15 protein-coding genes are annotated in these 18789 nt (G+C 70.8%); 10 read left to right on the top strand and 5 right to left on the bottom strand.

From position 1 onward, the window contains the following. Positions 1–51 precede the first annotated feature (51 nt). The 4 genes from tatA to GP2_RS05205 all read left to right on the top strand — a co-directional run bounded on the left by tatA (position 52) and on the right by GP2_RS05205 (position 5232). Entirely contained in the window at positions 52–309 is a 258-nt protein-coding gene (gene tatA, locus GP2_RS05220; RefSeq protein WP_006899432.1) for a Sec-independent protein translocase subunit TatA, read from the top strand. A gap of 20 nt (positions 310–329) precedes the next feature. After that, on the top strand, positions 330–1304 hold the full coding sequence (gene tatC, locus GP2_RS05215; RefSeq protein WP_006899431.1) for a twin-arginine translocase subunit TatC: 975 nt from the start codon (positions 330–332) through the stop codon (positions 1302–1304). Beyond that, positions 1301–4096, top strand: coding sequence for a DEAD/DEAH box helicase (locus tag GP2_RS05210; RefSeq protein WP_006899430.1), 2796 nt, complete (start codon positions 1301–1303; stop codon positions 4094–4096). Before tatC ends, GP2_RS05210 begins: the two co-directional genes overlap by 4 nt. Before the next feature lie 230 nt (positions 4097–4326). Beyond that, positions 4327–5232, top strand: a complete 906-nt coding sequence (locus GP2_RS05205) for a DUF4333 domain-containing protein (protein ID WP_006899429.1) — start codon at positions 4327–4329, stop codon at positions 5230–5232. A 4-nt stretch (positions 5233–5236) separates the two neighbouring features. Here the strand turns inward: GP2_RS05205 and GP2_RS05200 are convergent, their stop codons facing one another. After that, positions 5237–6187 carry a 5'-3' exonuclease gene (locus GP2_RS05200; RefSeq protein WP_006899428.1) on the bottom strand — a complete coding sequence of 317 codons (951 nt, stop codon included), beginning with the start codon at positions 6185–6187 and terminating at the stop codon, positions 5237–5239. Positions 6188–6271: 84 nt separating this feature from the next. On the opposite strand from GP2_RS05200, the gene GP2_RS05195 reads away from it, so the two are divergent. After that, positions 6272–7432 carry a M24 family metallopeptidase gene (locus GP2_RS05195; protein ID WP_006899427.1) on the top strand — a complete coding sequence of 387 codons (1161 nt, stop codon included), beginning with the start codon at positions 6272–6274 and terminating at the stop codon, positions 7430–7432. Positions 7433–7442: 10 nt separating this feature from the next. Here GP2_RS05195 and GP2_RS05190 read toward each other — a convergent pair whose 3' ends face one another. Further along, positions 7443–7844, bottom strand: coding sequence for a PPOX class F420-dependent oxidoreductase (locus GP2_RS05190; RefSeq protein WP_006899426.1), 402 nt, complete (start codon positions 7842–7844; stop codon positions 7443–7445). A 62-nt stretch (positions 7845–7906) separates the two neighbouring features. On the opposite strand from GP2_RS05190, the gene dprE2 reads away from it, so the two are divergent. From dprE2 to GP2_RS05170, 4 genes are all read left to right on the top strand, one after another. Then, entirely contained in the window at positions 7907–8689 is a 783-nt protein-coding gene (gene dprE2, locus GP2_RS05185; RefSeq protein ID WP_040526445.1) for a decaprenylphospho-beta-D-erythro-pentofuranosid-2-ulose 2-reductase, read from the top strand. After that, positions 8686–9981 (top strand): precorrin-6y C5,15-methyltransferase (decarboxylating) subunit CbiE, encoded by a 1296-nt coding sequence (gene cbiE, locus GP2_RS05180; RefSeq protein WP_255218588.1) that lies wholly within the window; start codon positions 8686–8688, stop codon positions 9979–9981. Before dprE2 ends, cbiE begins: the two co-directional genes overlap by 4 nt. After that, positions 9978–10751 carry a precorrin-4 C(11)-methyltransferase gene (gene cobM / locus GP2_RS05175; RefSeq protein WP_006899423.1) on the top strand — a complete coding sequence of 258 codons (774 nt, stop codon included), beginning with the start codon at positions 9978–9980 and terminating at the stop codon, positions 10749–10751. The genes cbiE and cobM overlap by 4 nt, the downstream gene beginning before the upstream one ends. 95 nt (positions 10752–10846) lie before the next feature. Further along, complete coding sequence (locus GP2_RS05170; protein WP_051997169.1) at positions 10847–11530, top strand: cobalt-precorrin-6A reductase; 684 nt, start codon at positions 10847–10849, stop codon at positions 11528–11530. On the opposite strand, the gene GP2_RS05165 is transcribed toward GP2_RS05170, so the two are convergent. From GP2_RS05165 to GP2_RS05155, 3 genes are read right to left on the bottom strand one after another with little or no spacing between them, the layout of a single operon-like run. Further along, a complete protein-coding gene (locus GP2_RS05165; protein ID WP_006899421.1) occupies positions 11483–13087 on the bottom strand; it encodes a precorrin-2 C(20)-methyltransferase in 1605 nt (534 codons plus the stop codon). The genes GP2_RS05170 and GP2_RS05165 overlap by 48 nt on opposite strands. Positions 13088–13089: 2 nt before the next feature. Beyond that, positions 13090–13713, bottom strand: coding sequence for a precorrin-8X methylmutase (locus tag GP2_RS05160; protein WP_006899420.1), 624 nt, complete (start codon positions 13711–13713; stop codon positions 13090–13092). Positions 13714–13726: 13 nt separating this feature from the next. After that, positions 13727–14881 carry a ferredoxin-like domain-containing protein gene (locus GP2_RS05155; protein WP_006899419.1) on the bottom strand — a complete coding sequence of 385 codons (1155 nt, stop codon included), beginning with the start codon at positions 14879–14881 and terminating at the stop codon, positions 13727–13729. Between the two features lie 235 nt (positions 14882–15116). Here GP2_RS05155 and cobN point away from each other — a divergent pair, with 235 nt between their 5' ends. Next, entirely contained in the window at positions 15117–18770 is a 3654-nt protein-coding gene (gene cobN / locus GP2_RS05150; protein WP_006899418.1) for a cobaltochelatase subunit CobN, read from the top strand. The last annotated feature ends 19 nt before the right edge of the window (positions 18771–18789 follow it).

Below are 18789 nucleotides of genomic sequence, written 5' to 3'. Positions count from 1 at the left end.
TGGACTCGGGTAGCATCAGTTTCATCTGGCTTCGACCTGAAGGGTTTACTCATGGGCTTCATGTCACCGTGGCATTGGGCGATCGTCGTCGTGGTGCTGGTGCTTCTGTTCGGCGCGAAGAAGCTGCCGGACATGGCTCGAGGCCTCGGGCAGTCGCTGCGCATCTTCAAGAGCGAGGTCAAGGAGATGCAGAAGGACGACCAGCCGTCGGCCTCCGCGGCTCCCGCCGAGCCGCAGCGCGAACTCCCGTCCGCTGACGGCGAGCAGCCGGGCACCTCGTCGAACGCCGACGCCAAGAAATCGGCATAGGGGCGCGTCGGAGAGTTCGGGTGCGCATCCCCTTCGACCCTCGATACCGCAAGCGCAAACTCAACCCCGACGGCACCATGTCGTTGGTGGAGCATCTCTATGAGTTGCGCACGCGACTGGTCATCTCGATGTTGGCCATCATCGCGACCACCATCCTTGGTTTCGTCTGGTACAGCTACGGCTTCCTCGGCGTGCCGTCGCTCGGCGACATGCTCCGCGGCCCGTACTGCGACCTGCCGCCCTCGGCACGGGCGAGCCTGACCGCCGACGACTCGTGCCGTCTGCTGGCGACCGGTCCGTTCGACCAGTTCATGCTGCGACTCAAGGTCGCGCTGACCGCCGGCATCGTGATGGCGTGCCCGGTCTGGATGTACCAGACGTGGCAGTTCATCACCCCGGGCCTGCACGACAACGAACGCCGCTACGGCCTCGCATTCGTGTCGATCGCGACGACCCTGTTCGTCGCCGGTGCCGTTCTCGCCTACGTGGTCGTCGCCAAGGCCTTCGACTTCCTGTTGACGGTCGGCAACGAGGTGCAGGTCACGGCGCTGGCCGGCGACCAGTACTTCGGCTTCATGATCAACGTGCTGGTGATCTTCGGTGTGAGCTTCGAGCTCCCGTTGCTGATCATCGCGCTGAACATCGTCCGCGTGCTGCCCTACGAGCGGCTCAAGAAGTGGCGGCGCGGCCTGATCTTCGCCATGTTCGTGTTCGCGGCGATCGTGACGCCCGGCCAGGATCCGTTCACCATGCTCGCGCTCGCGCTGGCGCTGACCGTCCTGCTGGAGTTCGCGATCCAGTTCGCCCGCATCCATGACAAGCGGCTGGCCAAGAAGGCCCCGGCGTGGGAGGGACTCTCCGACGACGAGGCGAGCCCGCTGCCGCCGATGCGCCCGGTCCCGCCGCCGTCGCCGGTCGCGACCTCGGCCTCCGGGGCCCCCAACGCCACCAGGACCTCCACGCGGGACCGTGACACGTTCGACGACGTCCTGTGACGCACCTCGACGCGTTCACGTCGCTGCTCGACTTCGGACTCGACGACTTCCAGCGCCGTGCCTGTGAGGCCCTCGAAGCCGGGCACGGCGTTCTCGTCTGCGCCCCCACCGGTGCGGGCAAGACGATCGTCGGCGAGTTCGCCGTGCATCTCGCCCTGGCCGGCGGCACCAAGTGCTTCTACACGACGCCGATCAAGGCACTGAGCAACCAGAAGTACGCGGACCTGGTCGCCGTCCACGGCCACGAGTCGGTCGGCCTGCTCACCGGCGACTCGTCGATCAACCCCGACGCCCCGGTCGTCGTCATGACGACCGAGGTCGTGCGCAACATGATCTACGCCGAGTCCCGTGCCCTCGACGGCCTGTCGCACGTCGTCATGGACGAGGTCCACTTCCTCGCCGACCGCTTCCGAGGGGCGGTCTGGGAGGAGGTCATCCTGCACCTCGAACCGTCGGTGCGGGTGGTGAGCCTGTCGGCGACGGTCAGCAACGCCGAGGAGTTCGGCGACTGGATCCAGACCGTGCGCGGAGACACCTCGGTCATTGTCGACGAGCACCGGCCGGTGCCGTTGTCGCAGCACATGCTGGTCGGCAACCGGTTGTTCGACCTGTTCGACCCCGCCGACCGCGCCCCCGAGAGGCGCACAGGGGCCCGGCCGCGGGTCAATCCCGACCTCAAGCGCCAGATCCGGCACCGCATCCTCCTCGCCGAGGACGACCGCGAGGCCCGGGGCCGCGGCCGCCGCAGCGGCGCGCCCCGGCACCGGGGTGGCCGGGGCGCGGTCCTGTCTCGGCCGCACATGGTCGGCGTGCTCGACCGCGAGGGCCTGCTGCCGGCCATCGACTTCATCTTCTCGCGCGCCGGCTGCGACGCGGCGCTGTCGCAGTGCCTGCGCTCGGGGCTGTCCCTGCTCGCGCCGGAGGAGGCGGCCGCCGTCGACGAGGTGGTCGACCGGCACCTGTCGGACCTGTCGCCGGGCGACGCCGACGTCCTCGGCGTCGACGAATGGCGCGAGGGACTGCGCCGAGGCCTCGCCGCGCACCACGCGGGTCTGTTGCCGATGTTCCGGCACGCTGTCGAGGAACTGTTCGTCAAGGGTCTGGTCAAGATGGTGTTCGCGACCGAGACCCTCGCGCTCGGCATCAACATGCCGGCGCGGTCGGTGGTGCTCCAGCGTCTCGTCAAGTACAACGGCGAGTCGCACGTCGACCTGACGCCGGGGGAGTACACGCAGCTGACCGGCCGGGCGGGTCGCCGCGGCATCGACGTCGAGGGACACGCCGTCGTGGTGTGGACCCCCGAGGTGGTGCCCGAGGAGGTCGCCGGTCTCGCCGGCGCCCGCACCTTCCCGCTTCGAAGCTCCTTCTCGCCCGAATACAACATGGCCGTCAACCTGCTGGACCGGCTCGGACTCGACGGCGCGCGTGAACTCCTGCACCGGTCGTTCGCGCAGTTCCAGGCCGACCGGTCGGTGGTGGGGCAGGCCCGCAAGCTGCACGAGTCGCAGCGGGCGCTGCGCCGGCTCGACGCCGAACTCGCCCGCGCCGCGGAGGCGAGGGGACTCGAACCCGGCGGCGGCGAGGACGCCGAACCCTACGAGGGCTTCCTCGGGTACATCACCCTGCGCGAGGACATCCGGCGCCGCGAGCGAGACCTGAAGTACCGCAAGCGTATCCATACCGAGGACGCGATCGTCGCCGACCTCGCCGCACTCAAGCGCGGCCACGTCATCGCGGTGCCGGTCGGCCGGCACCGCGGTCTGGCGGTGGTCGTCGAACCGGCGACGCAGGCCGCCGACCCCAAGCCGCTCGTCGTCACCGAGGACGCATGGTGTGGCCGGGTCGCCTTGCGCGACTTCGTGAATCCGCCCGAGGTCCTGGGCAACATGCGCCTGCCGAAGAACGCCGATCGCCGGACCGGGCGCGGACGCCGCGACCTCGCCTCCGCACTGCGGTCCACCGGCATCGAGATGCCGCGCGGACGGTCGAAGAAGCGGTCGGATGCGGCCGACGACCCCGAGCTGCGTGCTCTCCGGCGCACGTTGCGCGAGCACCCGGCCCATCAACTCGACAACGGCGACGAACTGTTCCGTCTGGCCGAGCGGCGCAACCGGCTCCTGCGCGACATCGTCAACGCCGAGCGCGCCATCGGCGAACGCACGTCGACGCTGGGTATCACCTTCGACCACATCGTCGGCGTGCTGACCGAGCTCGGATATCTCGAGAAGGTCCGCGACGCCTCGGAGTCGACCGGCCACACGATGCGCGTCACCGACGCCGGGCGGGTGCTCTCCCGCATCTACAGCGAGAGCGACCTCGTGGTCACCGAGTGCATCCGCGCCGGTGTGTGGGAGGAACTGTCGCCGTCGGATCTCGCCGCCGTCGTCGCCGCCCTCGTCTTCGAGAGCCGTCGCGACAGCTACGGCGGCATCGACACGATGCCCGGCAGCCGGTCGTTGCGCGTGGCGTTGGGGGCGACCGTCGACATCTGGAACCGCGTCACCGCCGTCGAGGCCCGCCATCGGGTGACCCCCACGCGCGAACCCGACACCGGGTTCTCGCTCGCCGTCGCCACCTGGGCCTCCGGACGCTCCTTGACAGAGGCCCTCGTCCTGGCCGGCGAGCGGGGACAGTTGCTGTCGCCGGGCGACTTCGTGCGCTGGAACCGCCAGGTCATCGACCTGCTCGAGCAGATCCGGCTGTGCGTCGGCACCGACACGCGTCTCGGCGGGACCGCTCGTGCGGCGGTGAAGGCGATCCGGCGCGGTGTGGTCGCGGCCGAGCTGGGCTGAGAACCAGGCGCGAGCAAGGTTGTCGCTGGTCAACGGAGCCGACCGGCCCCGTCGTCCGCCGGCCGGACGACGTGCCCGCGCGTCCCGTGGATCGTTTCCTGATACTCGCCATCAGCTGAGGTAACGTTCATCGCGCATTCGGTGTCGGGGTGGGATCGCTCCCGGCGCTGCCGCGTGACGTCACAGTTCGCCGACACCCACAGAGGGGTCAGGCCGAGTGGGAGGGACTCATGACCGACCCGTACAACCCGAATCCGTCCCAACCCGACCCGGGCCGGCCGGGATCTTCGGACAAGACCGAGATCATCAACTCGCCGGGTACACAACAGGGCGCAGGCGCGCCGCAGGCCGACCCGACCACCGTCAACCAGAACCCGGCGTTCGGTCAGCCACCGCAGAACCCGTACCAGCAGAATCCGTACGGCCAACCGCCGCAGGGCGGATTCCCGCAGAACCAGCCCGACCCGGGCCCGCCCCAGCCCGGCCAGGCCCAGCCGACCCAGGTGGCGTTCCCGGCCTCGCAGCCCGGCGGGCAGTACGGTCCGCCCGATCAGCAGGGCTTCGGCCAGCAGGCACCCGGACAGCCGAACTACGGCGCTCCCGGCTTCGGCGGCCCGTCGCAGCCGTACGGCCAGCCGGGTCAGCCCGGTCAGTTCGCCCAGCCGGGTCAGCCGGGTCAGTTCGGCCAGCCGGGTCAGTTCGGCCAGCCGGGCCAGTACGGTCAGCCGGGCCAGGCCCCGGGCACTCAGGGCCCCTACGGCCAGCAGTTCGGTGGATCGGATCAGTTCGCCGGGATGGCCACTCCGCCGAAGTCGAACAAGAAGCTGCGCACCGCGCTGTTCGCCGGCGGCGGTGTGCTCGTCCTCGTCGCGGCGATCCTGCTGATCACCGCCTTCGCATGGCCGGGTTGGGCGCCGAAGAACCTCGACCAGCAGGCCGCGCAGCAGGGCGTCCAGAAGATCCTCACCGAGGACTACCAGGCCTCGGAGGTGAGCGACGTCAAGTGCCCGTCGGGTCAGCGCGTGAAGAAGGGCGAGTCGTTCACCTGCTCGGTCAAGGTCGGCGGCCAGGACCAGAAGGTCACCGTCACCTTCATCGACGACGACGGCAAATACGAGGTCTCGCGCCCGAGCTGATCGGTCAGCTCCAGCCCAGCGCCTTCGACAGCCGGCCCACCGAGGCACCGATGCCCAGCTCCTCGACGAGCGCATCGAGTGCCTCGGGGTCGGCGGGTTCCGACGGCAGGGTGTCGGGTCCGCTGTCGATCGTGTCGGCGTCGGTGCGCACACACACCACGGTCCGCGCCTTCTCCAGGTAATCGGCGGACGCCAGCAACGCCTTGCGCGCCCGCGTCGGCAGGCTCGACGCCGGGTCGTTCGCCGCAGCCTCGAGGGCGTCGAGGCTGCCGTACTCGCTGATGAGTTTCGCCGCGGTCTTCTCGCCGATGCCGGCCACACCGGGCAGGCCGTCGGACGGATCGCCGCGCAGCATCGACATCTCCGCATAGCCCATGCCCGCCCGCTCGACCGGCACGCCGTACTTCTCGGCGACCTCGACCGGTCCCATCATCTCGGCCTTGGCGAGGCCGCGGCCCACGTAGAGGACGCGCACCGGAACCGGGTCGTCGGCGACCACCTGCAGCAGGTCGCGGTCGCCGCTGACGACGATCACCGGGTCCTTCGCCTCGTCGTAGGCCAACGTCCCGATCACGTCGTCGGCCTCGCATCCCACCGCCCCGGACGTGGCGATACCCGCTGCGGCGAGGACGTCCATGATCATGTCGACCTGCGGGGTGAGCGTGTCCGGCACCTCCTCGACGTCGATCGTGGAGGCGCCGGTGGGATCCGTGGCGCCGTCCTCGACGGCGACGCGATGCGCCTTGTACGACGGGATGAGCTCGGTGCGGAAGTCGGGACGCCAGTCGAGGTCCAGACACACCACGAGACGGGTCGGGTGTTCGCGGGTCACGAGATTGGCGATCGTGTCGATGAATCCCCGGACCGCGTTGACCGGCCGCCCGTCGGGGCTGGTCATCTTCTCGGGCAGGGCGTAGAACGACCGGAACCACAGGCTCGCACCGTCGAGCAGCATCAACGAATCCGTCACCCTCACACTCTCGCATTGACGGCTCCGCCGCGTCACCACGACCCGCGCACCCGGCGGTAGTCTTCGACCATGGCAGCGTCTCAGAGCACCACGCCCACCGCCGATCCGGCCGATGCCGCGGCACCGCTCTTCGCCCCGGAGGTCTATCGCGACCGGATGCGCCGTGCCGCGGAGCTGACCGCCGAGGCGGGCCTCGACGCGCTGGTGGTGTCGCCCGGACCGGATCTGCGCTATCTCGTGGGCTCCCGTGCCGACACCTTCGAGCGTCTCACCGCTCTCGTCGTCCCGGCGGCGGGCACCCCGAGGCTGGTGATCGCCCGACTGGAGGTGCCGTCGTTGTCCGCCTCTGCCGTCGGCGAACTCGACATCGAGGTCGCCGACTGGGTCGACGGCGACGATCCATACTCACTCGCGCTGTCGGGGATCGGTGCGGGGGCCGCGATCGCGGTCTCGGATTCGATGCCCGCCCTGCATGTGATCCCGTTCGCCCACAAGACCGGCGCCACACCACAACTGGCCACCGCCGTGCTGCGCGAACTCCGCATGGTCAAGGACGGCGCCGAGATCGAGGCGCTCCGTCGCGCCGGCTCCGCCATCGACCGGGTGCACGCCCGTATGGGGGAATGGCTGGTCCCCGGCCGCACCGAACGCGAGGTCGCCGACGACATCCGCGCCGCGATCCTCGCCGAGGGCCACAGCGAGGCGGCGTTCATCATCGTCGGCTCCGGACCCAACGGCGCCGATCCGCACCACGAGTTCTCCGATCGCGTCATCGAACGCTCCGACATCGTCGTCATCGACATCGGGGGACCGGTGGAACCGGGCTACAACTCCGACTCGACCCGCACCTACTGCTTCGAGCAACCGCCGACCGAGATCGCCGACGCCTACGCTGTGCTGCACGACGCGCAACGCGCCGCGGTGGCGGCGGTCCGGCCCGGTGTCACGGCCGAATCGGTTGACGCCGCCGCACGCGATCTGCTCCGCGCACATGGCCTGGCGGACAAGTTCATCCACCGCACCGGCCACGGCATCGGTCTGTCGGTCCACGAGGAGCCCTACATCGTCGAGGGCAACGACATCGTCCTGCGCCCGGGGATGGCCTTCAGCGTCGAACCGGGCGTGTACTTCTCCGGTCGCTGGGGAGCGCGCATCGAGGACATCGTCGTCGTCACCGAAGACGGTTGCGAGTCGCTCAACAACCGGCCGCACGAGCTCGTGCAGCTCTGACGCCGCGCCCTCAGCCGAAGAACACCGCCGAGCCCATGACGCGCTTCACCTCGATCTCGATGGCGACGCGGCGCGGATTCGGCTGCGGCTGCCGGTACCGGCGCGCGTAGCGCTCCTCGGCGTCGCGGACCCGTTCGGGCTCACGGGTCACCCGGGCCGGCCCCTCGAGTGTCAGCCACCGCGGGCCGTCGATGTTGGTGACCGACGCGTATCCGCCGCGGTCGACGTTGCGGACCTTCTGGCTGCCCTCGACGGTGATCACGCGGGCGAGACCGGCCTCGGGATCCCAGGTGAACCCGACCGCGACGACGTGCGGCGTGCCGTCGGCGCGCAGCGTCGCGAGCGTCCCGAGGTGGCGTTCGGTGAGGAATTCCGTGGCGGCGGGCCCGATGTCGGCGGCTGTGCGTGGCATGGCAGCAACGCTAGCGCGACACGGCGGTGGGGACCGCGCCGGGCTGATGCATACTGCTGACCATGGCGTCTCACCGGTCCCCAGGCTCCCTCGTGCTCTTCGGCGGACGCAGCGAGATCGGCGTGGCGACGGCCGAGAGACTCGCCGAGGGCCGCACCGTCGTGCTCGCCGCGCGCCGGCCCGACGACCTCGCCGACGAGACCGCGAGGCTCCTCGCCGCCGGGGCCACCGAGGTGCACACCGTCGCCTTCGACGCCGACGACACCGATGGCCACCCCGCCCTGATCGCCTCGCTCGCGCAGCGGTTCGGGCCGATCGGCATCGCGATCGTCGCCTTCGGCATCCTCGGCAACCAGGAACGCGCGGAGAACGACGTGGCCCACGCCCTGCAGATCGCCCACACCGACTACTACGCCCACGTCAGCGTGCTGATCCCGCTCGCCAAGGCCCTCCGCGAGCAGGGGCCGGGCGGGCAGGGTTCGGGCACGATGATCGTCTTCTCCTCGGTCGCCGGCATCCGAGTGCGTCGCGCCAACTACGTCTACGGATCCACCAAGGCCGGTCTCGACGGCTTCGCCAGCGGCATGGCGGACTCCCTGCACGGCACCGGCGTCCGGCTCCTGCTGGTGCGCCCGGGTTTCGTGATCGGCTCGATGACCCGTGAACTCATGGAGTCCGGCGTGAAGCCCGCCCCGATGTCCAGGACCCCCGAGCAGGTCGCCGACGCGGTGGCCCGCGCCTACCGCAAGGGTCGCGGCGAGGTCTGGGTCCCGTGGATGCTGCGGCCGGTCTTCTTCGGGATGCGGCTGCTGCCACGCGCGATCTGGCGGAGACTTCCCCGGTGACCCCTCGTCCGGATGCCCGGCCGAGGTTCGTGGTCGTCGGGATCGGCGCCGACGGCTGGCGTGGGCTCGGTGACACCGCACGCGACGAACTCCGGAACGCGCGCGTGATCTACGGCGCCGCACGGCAGCTGGCCCTGCTGGACGAGGTCGCCGCCGAGCTGGCCGGAGAGCTAGTGTGCTGGCGATCCCCGATGTCGGAACACCTCGCCGAGGTCCTGGCCTCCGTGCCGGACCCCGCGGGTGTCACGGACACCGTGCACATCCTCGCCAGCGGCGATCCGATGTTCCACGGGGTCGGTGCGAGCATCGTGGCCCGCGTCGGCGCCGACCGGGTGCGTGTGTATCCGGCCGTGTCGAGCGTGAGCCTGGCATGCGCCCGCCTCGGCTGGGATCTTTCGACCACGCGGATCGTCAGTGCCGTCACCGCCGACCCGGAGATCGTCCTCACCGAGGCCACCGACGGCGCCCGCGTCCTGGTCCTCAGCCGTGACCGGACCACTCCGGCGGCAGTCGCGACGATCCTGTCCGACAACGGATTCGGGGACTCGACGCTGACCGTTCTGGAGCAACTCGGCGGACCAGCCGAACGCGTGTACTCCGGCACCGCCGGCACCTGGCCCCATTCGGACGGCGACCCGCTCAACATCGTCGCGGTCGACTGCATCGGTCCGCGGGTCTCCCGCGCGCCGGGACGCCCCGACGACTCCTACGAGCACGACGGGCAGATCACCAAGTCGACGATCCGCGCACTGACCGTTTCGGCACTGGAACCCGCCGGGCCGCAACTGCTCTGGGACATCGGGGCGGGTTCGGGGAGCGTGTCGATCGAGTGGCTCCGCACCGACGGGCGGGGCCGGGCTGTCGCCTTCGAGCGTGACCGGGTCCGCGCCGAGCGACTCTCGGCGAACGCCCGCCGCCACGGCGTCGCGCACCGACTCGACGTCCGCGGTCCGGCACCCGAGTCGCTCGCCGGCGCGCTTGCCGACGCGGGGGCTCCCGATGCCGTCTTCATCGGCGGCGGACTCGACGACGGCCTGCTCACCACCGCGTGGGAGGCATTGCGCGCCGGCGGTCGCATCGTCGTCAACGCCGTCACCGTGGAGAACCAGGCGATCCTCATCCGCAGGCGTGAGGAACTCGGGGGCTCGCTTCGCCGTTTCGTCGTGGAAGCCCTGTCCCCGCTGGGCACCATGAGCACCTGGCGGCCCGCCCTGCCGATCATCCAGTGGGCGGCCACGAAGCCGACCGGCACGCCCCCGCGCACGCCCACCCCGGAGGAGGATGTCTCGTGACCGTCTACTTCATCGGCGCGGGACCAGGGGCACCCGACCTGATCACCCTGCGCGGCGCTCGCCTGCTCGGCGAGTGCCGGACCTGCCTGTACGCGGGATCGCTGGTACCGGGCGAGCTGCTCGACCTGTGTCCCGACGGAGCGACACTCGTCGACACCGCACGCATGCCGCTGACCGACATCATCGACCACGTCGTCGCCGCCCACGACCGCGGCGACAACATCGCGCGACTGCACTCCGGCGACCTGTCCATCTACTCGGCGCTGGCCGAACAACAACGGGAACTCCGCGCACGCGGGATCCCGTACGAGATCGTTCCCGGCGTCCCGGCGTTCGCGGCCGCCGCCGCGGCACTCGACACCGAGCTCACCGTGCCCGGCGTCGGGCAGAGCCTGCTCATCACGCGCGTATCGACGCTGTCGACCGACATGCCGCCGGGGGAGGACCTCGCCGAACTCGCCGCCACCGGCGTCACCCTCGCACTGCACCTCGCCGCGCACCGGGCCGAGCAGATCGTCGAGGACCTGACGCCGTACTACGGGGCCGACTGCCCGACGGCGACCGTCGCCTTCGCGAGCCGTCCGAACCAGCAGGTCGTCCGCTCCCCGTTGCACCGGCTCCCCGAGGCACTCGACGCCGCGGAGATCCGCAAGACCGCGGTGATCTTCGTCGGCAGGGTCCTCGACGCCGCGGCCCATCCCGAGGTCACCGACAGTTACCTGTACTCGCACGCTCGGATGACCAAGCTCCGCAAGGACCCCCACCCGTGAGCGACCATCCCGAAGGTCGGCTCGGGCCGACCGCCGAGCAGCAGCCCGAGATCCTCGTCCTCGGCGGCACCGGGGAGGCCCGCACCCTCGCCGCGATGCTGGACGAGGCCGGAGCCGCGTTCGTCAGCTCCCTCGCCGGGCGCGTCGCCAACCCGCGCCTGCCCGTCGGGCCGGTGCGCATCGGAGGATTCGGCGGCGCGGACGGTCTGCGGGAGTGGTTGATCGCCAACCGGATCCGAGCCGTCGTCGACGCCACGCATCCGTTCGCCGCGACCATGACCCGCAACGCCGCCCGGGCCGCGGCCGACGCCGGTGTGCCCCTGCTGCGCCTGCGTCGCGATCCGTGGATTCCCTCGGAGGGCGATCATTGGGTCCGGGTGCCCGACCTTTCCGCCGCCGCACGAGAGGTCCGCCGCCGCGGGCGCCGGGTCTTCCTCACCACCGGACGTCAGGACGTGGGCGCCTTCGCCGACATCGACACCGCATGGTTCCTCATCCGCGTCGTCGACCCGCCGACGTCGGAACTCCCACCGCACCACGAGATCCTGCGGTCACGCGGGCCGTACCACCACGACGCCGAACTCGAACTGCTCCGCAGTCGGCAGATCGATCTTCTGGTCACCAAGAACAGCGGGGGACCGCTCACGAGGGCCAAGCTCGACGCAGCGGCCGAACTGGGCATCGAGGTCGTCGTCGTCGACCGGCCGGCCGAACCCGACCTCCCGACCGTCTCAGATGCCGCCGAGGCCCGCGCCTGGCTCCGGCGGCTGCTCGGCTGATCCCACGGCCGACGACCCCGCGCCATCGGGCGCAGGCTCCTCGCCGCCGACCTCATAGCGTCGCGGCGTGTAGACGAGCCGGCCCGCTGCGCGCGGCACCGACCTGGTCGTCGACGAACCGATGACGATGAGAGTGCGCATGTCGACCACCTCCGGATCGAACTCGCCAACCGTCGTGGTCGTCACCGATTCCTCCGGGCCGCCCACGTCACGGCCGAGCACCACCACGCGGTCCGGCGAGACAGTCTGCAGCAGAGTGTGTTTCAAGGCGCCGACCTGCCAGGTCCGGCTCGCCGACCCCGGGTTGTAGATCGCGATGACCAGGTCCGCGGCCAGCGCGGCCCTGATGCGTCGTTCGATCACCGACCACGGCTTGAGCCGATCCGACAGCGAGATCACCGCGAAGTCGTGTCCCAGCGGGGCGCCGACCGCCGCGGCGACCGCGTTCGCGGCCGTCACGCCCGGCACCACGCGAACCGCAACGTCGTGCCACCGGGGTTCGGACGCCACCTCGGCGACCGCCGCGGCCATCGCGAACACACCGGGGTCGCCCGACGAGACGACCGCGACCCGGGCGCCGCGCCGGGCGAGATCCAATGCGAACTCGGCTCGTTCGGACTCGACCCGGTTGTCGCTGGGATGCACCCGCTGACCCGGTCGGGGCGTGACCCGCTTCAGATAGGTGGTGTAGCCGACGAGGTCGGTCGCCCGCGCCAACTCGGTGCGCACCTCCGGCGTGGTCCAGCTGTCGTGGCCCGGGCCGAGGCCGACGACCACCACCTCACCGGGCACCGGTTCTGCTTCGAAACGCGGATTGTTCCGTCGTCCCGGCACGACGATGATCGAGAAGTACGGCACCTCTGCCGGATTCACCTCAGCGGCGGGCATCACCTTTTCGACCGTCGTCGACGCCCGCTCGACGTAGAACGCCTCGTCGAGGCGGCCGGCCCGGCGCAGGGCCTCCCGCACCCGTTCGAACGTGCGGCCGAGCTTCATCACCACGATGGCGTCGGCCGAACGGAACCGGAACAGCAGTTCTTCGGTGGACGCGGTGCCCGGCACCACCGTCAGCGTCTCGTCGCCCTCGACGAGTGGCACGCCCGTCGCGGCCGAGGCCGCGCTCACCGACGTGACGCCCGGCACGATCTCCGCCTCGAAGTGCGGGGCGAGTCGCTTGTGCATGTGCATGTACGAGCTGTAGAAGAGCGGGTCCCCCTCGGCGAGGAGCACCACATCGCGTCCGGCGCGCAGGTGTCCGGCCAGCCGCTCGGCGCTCTCGGCGTAGAAATCGTCGAGTGCGCCCTGATATCCGCCGGGATGATCGGTGGTCTCCGTGGTGACCGGGTACATGAGCCGTTCCTCGGTCTGCCCGTCGTGCAGGTAGGGTTCGGCCACCGACCGGGCGATGCTGTTGCCGTGGCGCGCACAGTGATACGCGATCACGTCGGCCGTGCTGATGGCGCGCGCCGCCTTCACGGTCATCAGCTCGCTGTCGCCGGGACCGAGCCCGACACCCCAGAGCTTGCCCTGCTTCACGCCGTCTGCGACTCCCGACACGCTCACTCCTTCGGTGTGGCCAGCGCGTTGACGGCCGCCGCGGTGATGGCCGACCCGCCGCGTCGGCCGAGGACCGTGATGAACTCCAGGTCGGTACGGGCGGCCAGCGCCGCGCACGACTCCGCGGCGCCGACGAACCCGACCGGTGCGCCGACGATCGCCGCGGGCCTCGGCGCGCCCTCGTCGATCATGTCGAGCAGTGCGAACAGCGCGGTCGGTGCGTTGCCGACGGCGACCACCGACCCCTCCAGTCGCGGAAGCCAGAACTGCAGTGCCGCAGCCGTTCTCGTCGTTCCCATCCGCTCGGCGAGCTCCGGGAGGCCGGGCTCGGACAAGTGGCAGAGCACCTCGTTGTCGGCCGGCAGGCGCTTGCGGGTGATCCCCGACGCGACCATCGACGCATCGCACAGGATCGGTGCGCCCGCCTCCAGCGCGCTCCGGGCGGCGGCCACCACGCCGGGCGTCGCGACCACGTCGCGGGTCAGGTCGGTCTGGCCGCACGCATGGATCATCCGCACCACCACGGTGGCGACATCGGGTGCGAACGCGGACAGGTCCGCTTCGGCCCGGATGGTGGCAAAGGACTGTCGATAGATCGCAGCGCCGTCGCGCAGGTACTCGCTCATGGTGCGGTCGAGCCTAGCGGCGCCGCCGCTCGTATCCGCCGTCGGGCGTGGCCTGCACCAGCAGATGTGCGGTGCCGGGCGAGCCGCACCGGCGTTCGCATCCCACCCAGTGCTCGCGGTCGGCGACCGGCGATCCGGCCCGCACGTGGGCCAATAGGTGGTCACGTACCCGGGTGTGTGCGGACCCGCAGCCGGGCGCGCCGACGCAGCAGCTCAGGCGGGCCCACGGGGACGAGGCGTCGAAGATGAGCCCCATCGGGGCCAGAACCCGCACGACTGTCTCGGCGACGCCCTCGGAGAGGTCGCAGATCAGGATCTCGCGGTCGGGGGTGAACACGATCGGCTTGTCGACGGCGGCGAGGAACTCGGCCAGGCGGGCGGGAAGCCGGCCCAGTTCGACGACGCATCCCAGCAGCACCGAGCCGTCGTCCTGGTCGAACCAGCCGACGACGGGCGCGGCGTCCTCGACGTCGTCACCCGGCCGTTCACCGACGACCGGGTCGTGCCGGTCTGCGAGTTCGCGGTGCAGGCGGGCACGGTCCTCGTCGCCGAGGTCCCGGACACGCCACGCGCCGGGCGCGATGTCCTGGAGGCCGGTGGCGACCGAGATCAGCGAGGCGACGATGCCCTCGGTTCCGGAGACCGAGCCGATCGGGGCGCCGTCCACGACGATGTCGGCGACCAGGGGTTTGCCCGGCTGCAGCACCGCGCACGCGTCCGGACGGCGGCGGACGATGTCTCCACGGCCGTCGTCGACGCCGAACAGGAAGCGCCCGGAGACGGCGTCGGCGTCAGGGTGCGAACGCAGCGCGTCGTCGAGCGCCTTCAGGAGCGGACCGGCGTCGGCGGCGCCGCCGATGCGTCCGGTCAGCGGACTGACCTCGATGTTGCGGGCCTTGTCGTGGGCCGAGTCCGGCGCGAGCCCGGCCGACACGACCGCCTCGGCCACGGCCTCGACGTCGGCGATCCCTCGGAGCTGGATGTTTCCGCGCGCCGTCAGTTCCAGGAACCCGTCGGCGTGAGCAGCCGACGCCTGGGCGAGTACGCCGAGCTGATCGGCGCGGATCCGGCCGCCAGGCAGGCGGATCCGGGCGAGAGCGCCGTCCCGGGCCTCGTGGGTGGTGAACACCCCGGGGCAGCGGTCGGCCGATGTCCGGACCTTGGTCATCCCACCAGGGTACGACCGGCGTCGCGGGCCGGGCGGGGAGCAGTGGACCCACGTCAGCGCGCCGACGGCCGGCACCCGTAGGCTGTCAGGCACAGCGCGAGGCGGCTGAAGCCGGTGAGAATCCGGCGCGGTCGCGCCACTGTGAGGGTGACGGGCATCCCCGACACCCGAGTCAGACCAGCCTCCTCGCACGAGACCCACCGCCACCGGGCGCGCAACCCGGCGAGGAGACCCGATGATCCTGCTTCTCTCGACCTCGGACACCGATCTGCTGACCGCGGCCGCCGCCGACGATGCCGTCCCCGGGGTCAGCTTCCGAGGTGCCAATCCCTCGCGGCTGCTCGTCGACGACATCGACGGCCTCGCCGCCGGAGCCGACCTGATCGTGGTCCGCATCCTGGGCGGGGTCCGGGCGTGGGAGGACGGACTCGCAACGGTGGAGGCGACCGGAAAACCCCTGGTCGTGCTCTCCGGCGAACAGCAACCCGATCCGGACCTGATGGCCCACTCGACCGTCCCCGCCGGTGTCGCGGCCCAGGCCCACGACTATCTCGCCGCCGGTGGCGTCGACAACCTGGTCAACCTGCACCACTTCCTGTCCGACACGGTGCTGTTCACCGGCCACGGCTTCGAGCCGCCACAGCAGACCCCTACCTGGGGAATCCTCGATCGCGCCGCGCGAGAGGTGCCGGTCGACGCGCCGACCGTCGCGGTGCTCTACTACCGGGCGCAGCACCTGGCCGGCAACACGCGCTACGTCGAGGCGCTCTGCCGGGCCGTCGAAGACCGCGGCGCCCGGGCGCTCCCGGTGTTCTGCGCCTCCTTGCGCACCGCTCCCGACGAACTCATCGACCTGCTCGGCACCGCCGACGCGCTCGTGGTCACCGTGCTCGCCGCCGGCGGCGCCACCCCGGCGACCGCCTCGGCCGGCGGCGACGACGAGGCGTGGAACGTCGAGCGGCTCGCAGCCCTCGACATCCCGATCCTGCAGGGCCTGTGCCTCACCGGTTCCCGCGCCGCATGGGAGGAGAGCGACGACGGGCTGTCGCCGCTCGACGTCGCGACCCAGGTGGCGGTCCCCGAGTTCGACGGCCGGATCATCACGGTCCCGTTCTCGTTCAAGGAGTTCGACGACAACGGCCTGCCCTGGTACCAGCCCGACCCCGAACGCTGTGCCCGCGTCGCCGGTCTCGCCGTCGCCCATGCCCGTCTGCGCCGGATTCCCGCCGCGGACAAGCGCATCGCGATCATGCTGTCGGCCTATCCGACCAAACATTCCCGAATCGGCAACGCGGTCGGCCTCGACACGCCCCGCAGCCTGGTGCGCCTGCTGGTCGCGCTGCGCGACGCCGGCTACGACCTCGGACCGGAAACCGGACCCGACGCGATCCCGGGTCTCGCGCAGGAGGATTCGGATGCGCTGATCCACGCCATCATCGCCGCCGGCGGCCAGGACCCGGACTGGCTCACCGAGGAGACCCTCGCGTCGAATCCGATCCGCATGCCCGCCGCCGACTATCGCGCCTGGTTCGACACGCTCCCGGCAGGACTGCGCGACGCAGTCACCGAGCACTGGGGCGAGGCGCCCGGAGAACTGTTCGTCGACCGCAGCCGGAATCCGGACGGCGACATCGTCATCGCCGCCCTGACCTTCGGCAACATCGCGATCATGGTGCAGCCGCCCCGCGGCTTCGGTGAGAACCCGGTCGCGATCTACCACGATCCGGACCTTCCGCCGTCGCACCACTACCTGGCGTCCTACCGGTGGATCGCCGCCAGGCGCAACGGTGTCGAGGGCACCGGGGTCGGTGGATCGGGGTTCGGGGCCGACGCGGTCGTGCACGTCGGCAAGCACGGCAACCTCGAATGGCTGCCGGGAAAGAACCTCGGCATGTCTGCGGCGTGCGGAACAGACGCCGCCCTCGGCGACCTGCCGCTGATCTACCCGTTCCTCGTCAACGACCCGGGGGAGGGGACACAGGCCAAACGCCGGGCCCACGCCGTTCTCGTCGACCACCTGATCCCGCCGATGGCCCGTGCGGAGTCCTACGGCGACATCGCACGACTCGAGCAACTCCTCGACGAGCACGCCAACATCTCCGCCCTCGACCCGGCGAAGCTCCCGGCGATCCGTCAGCAGATCTGGACACTGCTCACCGCGGCCAAGATGGACCGCGACCTCGGTCTCACCGAGCGTCCCGACGAAGAGGTCTTCGACGACATGCTCCTGCACGTCGACGGCTGGCTCTGCGAGATCAAGGACGTCCAGATCCGCGACGGTCTCCACGTGCTCGGCGATCCACCGCGCGACGATTCCGAGGTGGACCTGGTGCTCGCGATGCTGCGCGCACGCCAACTGTGGGGCGGGACCACCGCGCTCCCGGGCCTGCGAGAGGCGCTGGGCCTGGCCGAGGACGGCAGTGCCGACCGCGGCGCCGTCGACACCGTCGAGGCGCGCGCCCGGGAACTCGTCGCCGCGTGCGCGAAGGCGGACTGGTCGGAGGCGGCCGTCGCCGAGGTCGCCGCCGGACTGCCCGAACCGGTGGGCGAGGTGCTGCGCTTCGCCGCCACCGAGGTCGTGCCGCGCCTGCGGCAGACGACGATCGAGATACCCCGCATCCTGCACGCGCTCGACGGCGGTTTCATCCCGGCCGGCCCGAGCGGTTCGCCGCTGCGCGGCCTGATCAACGTGCTGCCCACCGGTCGCAACTTCTACTCGGTCGACCCGAAGGCCGTGCCGTCGCGACTCGCATGGGAGACCGGCCGCGCCATGGCCGACTCCTTGCTCGAGCGTTACCTCTCCGATCACGGCGCCTATCCGTCGTCGGTCGGCCTGTCGGTGTGGGGGACCAGTGCCATGCGCACGGCCGGCGACGACATCGCCGAGGTGCTCGCCCTGCTCGGCGTGACGCCGGTGTGGGACGAGATGTCGCGCCGGGTCGTCGACCTCGAACTCGTCGACCTCGCCGAACTCGGGCGTCCGCGGATCGACGTCACGGTGCGCATCTCGGGCTTCTTCCGGGATGCCTTCCCCCACGTGGTGACCATGCTCGACGACGCGGTCGCGCTGGCGGCATCCGCAGACGAACCCGATGACGCGAACTTCGTCGCCGCGCACGTGCGGGAGGCGCTGGCCGAGCACGGCGATCGCCGTCGCGCCGTGACGCGCGTCTTCGGGTCCAAGCCCGGCACCTACGGGGCGGGAATCCTGCAACTCATCGACTCCCGCGAATGGCGCAGCGACGATGACCTCGCCCGCGTCTACACCGAGTGGGGCGGCTACGCCTACGGTCGCGACCTCGACGGCGTGCCGGCGGTCGACGACATGCGCGCGGCCTACAAGCGGATTGCGGTCGCCGCGAAGAACACCGACACCCGCGAGCACGACATCGCCGACTCCGACGACTACTTCCAGTACCACGGCGGCATGGTCGCGACCGTGCGCGCGCTGACCGGCAGATCCCCCGAGGCCTACATCGGCGACAGCACCCGGCCCGACGCCGTGCGCACCCGCACGCTCTCGGAGGAGACCGCCCGGGTGTTCCGGGCCCGCGTGGTCAATCCGCGGTGGATCTCGGCGATGCAGCGTCACGGCTACAAGGGCGCGTTCGAGATGGCCGCGACCGTCGACTACCTCTTCGGCTACGACGCCACCACCGATGTGGTCGCCGACTGGATGTACGAGAAGCTCACCGAGTCCTACGTCCTCGACGAGACCAATCGCGAGTTCATGCAGCAGTCCAACCCCTGGGCGCTGCACGGGATCGCCGAGCGCCTGCTCGAAGCCGTCGAACGCGACATGTGGCACGAGCCCCCGGCGGATCTCCTGGACCGATTGCGCAGCGTCTACCTGGACACCGAGGGCGACATCGAGGCTCGGGGAGAATAGGCGGGGGACCGACGGGAGA

Source organism: Gordonia paraffinivorans NBRC 108238 (assembly GCF_000344155.1).
Lineage (GTDB): Bacteria > Actinomycetota > Actinomycetes > Mycobacteriales > Mycobacteriaceae > Gordonia > Gordonia paraffinivorans.
The sequence above is the reverse complement of the archived record's forward strand: the minus strand, read 5'-3'. Positions and strand labels throughout refer to the sequence as shown.

Bases quoted from the DNA above. Each gene is read 5' to 3' on its own strand.
- GP2_RS05155 (WP_006899419.1), bottom strand. From the start codon at position 14,881: ATGACCAAGGTCCGGACATCGGCCGACCGCTGCCCCGGGGTGTTCACC.
- GP2_RS05200 (WP_006899428.1), bottom strand. From the start codon at position 6,187: ATGCTGCTCGACGGTGCGAGCCTGTGGTTCCGGTCGTTCTACGCCCTG.
- GP2_RS05190 (WP_006899426.1), bottom strand. From the start codon at position 7,844: ATGCCACGCACAGCCGCCGACATCGGGCCCGCCGCCACGGAATTCCTC.
- GP2_RS05170 (WP_051997169.1), top strand. From the start codon at position 10,847: ATGCTGGACGAGGCCGGAGCCGCGTTCGTCAGCTCCCTCGCCGGGCGC.
- GP2_RS05195 (WP_006899427.1), top strand. From the start codon at position 6,272: ATGGCAGCGTCTCAGAGCACCACGCCCACCGCCGATCCGGCCGATGCC.
- dprE2 (WP_040526445.1), top strand. From the start codon at position 7,907: ATGGCGTCTCACCGGTCCCCAGGCTCCCTCGTGCTCTTCGGCGGACGC.
- GP2_RS05205 (WP_006899429.1), top strand. From the start codon at position 4,327: ATGACCGACCCGTACAACCCGAATCCGTCCCAACCCGACCCGGGCCGG.
- tatA (WP_006899432.1), top strand. From the start codon at position 52: ATGGGCTTCATGTCACCGTGGCATTGGGCGATCGTCGTCGTGGTGCTG.
- cobN (WP_006899418.1), top strand. From the start codon at position 15,117: ATGATCCTGCTTCTCTCGACCTCGGACACCGATCTGCTGACCGCGGCC.
- GP2_RS05160 (WP_006899420.1), bottom strand. From the start codon at position 13,713: ATGAGCGAGTACCTGCGCGACGGCGCTGCGATCTATCGACAGTCCTTT.